The following is a 2754-nucleotide window of genomic DNA, read 5'->3' on the forward strand; positions in this document are numbered from 1 at the left end:
CTCACTTGTTGTAAGACTTGCCCTCGCTTGATTTCGTTATTGATTGTTTGAGGAGCTCTTCCAAGTAGGCGAGCAATTTCTCGATTGGATTTTCCTTCTTTGTTCCATCGTTCAATGTAGCGACGATCATTAATTGTCAAATGTTTTCCTTTTGTTGTATAATTGTTTTGCATCTCTGTGCCCTTCCTTTTGTTTGTGGTGAACAACAAGTATAGCACGGAGGTGTTTTCTTATACCTTACAAAAGGATTTCATTTGACAACAGGGACTTTTGAAGCTGTTTTGAGGGCTAAACCAAGGCTATCATTAGCCTTGGCCAATTAGCCTAACAGCTCCAAACCTATTATCAAATGAAATCAGACAACTCATCAGAATGAGTTGTAGTACTTATCTAGCAGATAGGATGGGTGGCTAACTTCATTTTAAAATTTTTGTTGTGGAGGAGGATTCCGTGATTCAGAAGTTATGACTGTGTTACACTTGACAATCCATGAATAGATTATCAAGTAGTAGTAATGATTATTTCATAGAAGGAGGGAATTTATGATTAATTTGCATCAAGAAGTACTGAAGTTTGATATTACAGGTATTTTAGGTTCTGAAATTAATCAGCATATTGATTTTTATAATGAGGGGGTTGAGGAAGCTTATGAGGCAATAAAAATTAATGATGAGAGAAGAGCATTATCTATTTTACGAGTATTAAAATCGAATTTAGATAGAGAATATAAGTATTTTGATCTAAAGAGATTCTGGAATTTCAATTCTTTAAATAATGCATACAGCTATGTTAATGGCATAAATAAAGCAAGTAGAGCATTAGTAGGTACACCAAATTATAGAAATATGAGTTCAATGCTATACGATATAAAAAGTTATATGACTAGATGTAGATATAAAGAGGATGTGTTGTATGGGAATAAATTTGCTTTAGCTGTGGATAATCGATTAGATGAGATTACAAATCAAAAAGATCATTTACATACAGAGATGGTGCTTCAAAAGATTAAACACTTTTATCTTCATCCAGGGAAAGGTACGGCAAAAGAATGTAGTAAACTTTTTAATAAGCTATCTATTGAAAGTTTAGAACTTTATGTCTTTAAAGAATATTTTGAGAGATATTTAAAATAACTTTTTCAGAGCTTTAGCTTTCTCTCCCTTTACTTTGTATATAATAATTTTATAGTATTTCTAAAATATCGTCATATACTAAAAGTGAATATTTAAGAGTTTCTCCTGAGTCTTGGTCTCTGACAGCAAGCTAGGTTGATGCTTAACTAACCAGGAAGGGGAATAGGTGCTTAAAAGATATTTTGGAATTGGGCACCTATGGCTTAGATCCGGAAGCCTCTGTTGAAATTTTTGATATGGAAAAATTTGAAGAAGCTATTCAAAGTAATCATTTTGATCAAATTTACATCCCTAACAATGAGGATTGTGATATTTATGAATATGCTTTTTTAGTCGATGGTAGAATCTTGATTGCTATGGAGAAGTGACGGTTGTTTTTGAATCTAACGGAGGGGAAAGATAGTGGAGGCCCTATGCAAACACAGGAAGAAATGATGCGTTTAGTACCCGAAAAATTGCGGGAAATTGAAGAAGCTTATGGTGTTGAGGTTTTATGGGCTGTCGAGTCTGGTAGTCGCGCCTGGGGATTTGAGTCTCCGGATAGTGATTTCGATGTTCGCTTTATTTATAAGCGAAAGGCTACAGATTATCTAAAATTGATATCCGAACGGGATGTGATTGAGCTACCAATTGATGATACCTGGGATGTGAATGGTTGGGATTTGGACAAGGCTTTAAAACTGTTAGCCAAGTCGAATCCAACGCTTTTTGAATGGTTCGGTTCTCCTATCGTGTATGTCCAATCCGATTTTGTGGAAAAACTGAAGCCACTATTGGAGAATTGCTTTTCTGAAGAGCGGATGATGTATCATTATCTGTCAACAGCTAAAGGACAGATGTCCAAACATTTGGGTGGAAACCTGGTAAAGCCCAAGAAATATTTTTATGTTTTACGACCTATCCTAGCTTGTAAGTGGATTGAGAAATTTCATACAGCACCACCAGTTTTGTTTGAAGATTTGGTGGAAACTTGTCTGCCAATCGAGTTGAAACCTTCTGTAGAAAAATTACTGGCTATTAAAATGGCAAGCTCAGAAGCTGCTGAGATAGCTCCTCTTTCTGAGTTACAGACCTATCTTGAGGAGGCTATTCAAGATATAGAGGCCTCTCTACAGAAACGATCTGTAGTTCATCAGGTTGACTGGGAGTTACTGAATCAATTTTTCTTGGAGGAGTTGGGGATGGTATAGAAGATAAATACCTATAAGAAACAACTTTCTAGAGAATTACAAAATCTGCTTCTATTCATTTTATTAAAAAAATCGCTTTTTATCATTTATTTTTGATAAAATACGAATATAATGATAAAGAGGAACGGGAAATGAATATTTCTAAAATTGAGAGTATTATGAGTGCTTTTCATTTTGAAGCCCAAATACAGCCAGTAAGTTTAGAATTGCCGATTGTTTTTCAAAGACGCTATGAATTTTCAATGTTAAGAATACAGAGAAATGAGTTCCTTCTAGTTAAAGAAAAAAGGTCAGGGAGTTTAGATAACTTTGTCAAACAAGTTCAAGCGATTCAAAAGCAAGTGGAAGAAGATGTTGTCTTAGTTTTTAATAAATTATCTGATGAAGATAAGAAGAGGTTACTGCAGGTTGGAATATCTTATCTTGACTAT

General features: G+C 34.6%; 4 protein-coding genes and 1 pseudogene. 4 read left to right on the forward strand and 1 reads right to left on the reverse strand.

Translation table 11 applies throughout. The annotated features are described in order from the left end of the window. On the reverse strand, positions 1-173 hold a 173-nt coding region (locus HZY94_RS08845), incomplete at its 3' end, for a helix-turn-helix domain-containing protein (RefSeq protein WP_179924846.1). Positions 174-542: 369 nt separating this feature from the next. Between HZY94_RS08845 and HZY94_RS08850 the strand changes: the two genes are divergently transcribed. The 4 genes and pseudogenes from HZY94_RS08850 to HZY94_RS08865 form a co-directional block, all read left to right on the forward strand. Then, positions 543-1133, forward strand: a complete 591-nt coding sequence (locus HZY94_RS08850; RefSeq protein ID WP_179925848.1) for a hypothetical protein — start codon at positions 543-545, stop codon at positions 1131-1133. Positions 1134-1315: 182 nt separating this feature from the next. Next, positions 1316-1501, forward strand: coding sequence for a hypothetical protein (locus tag HZY94_RS08855; protein ID WP_218925749.1), 186 nt, complete (start codon positions 1316-1318; stop codon positions 1499-1501). Positions 1502-1546: 45 nt separating this feature from the next. Next, positions 1547-2323: a nucleotidyltransferase domain-containing protein gene (locus HZY94_RS08860; RefSeq protein ID WP_179925849.1), complete on the forward strand. Its 777-nt coding sequence runs from the start codon at positions 1547-1549 to the stop codon at positions 2321-2323. 92 nt (positions 2324-2415) lie between these two features. Beyond that, positions 2416-2754, forward strand: a pseudogene (locus HZY94_RS08865) (hypothetical protein); the annotation flags it as partial.

This window comes from Streptococcus danieliae (genome assembly GCF_013415245.1).
Taxonomy (GTDB): Bacteria; Bacillota; Bacilli; order Lactobacillales; family Streptococcaceae; genus Streptococcus; species Streptococcus danieliae_A.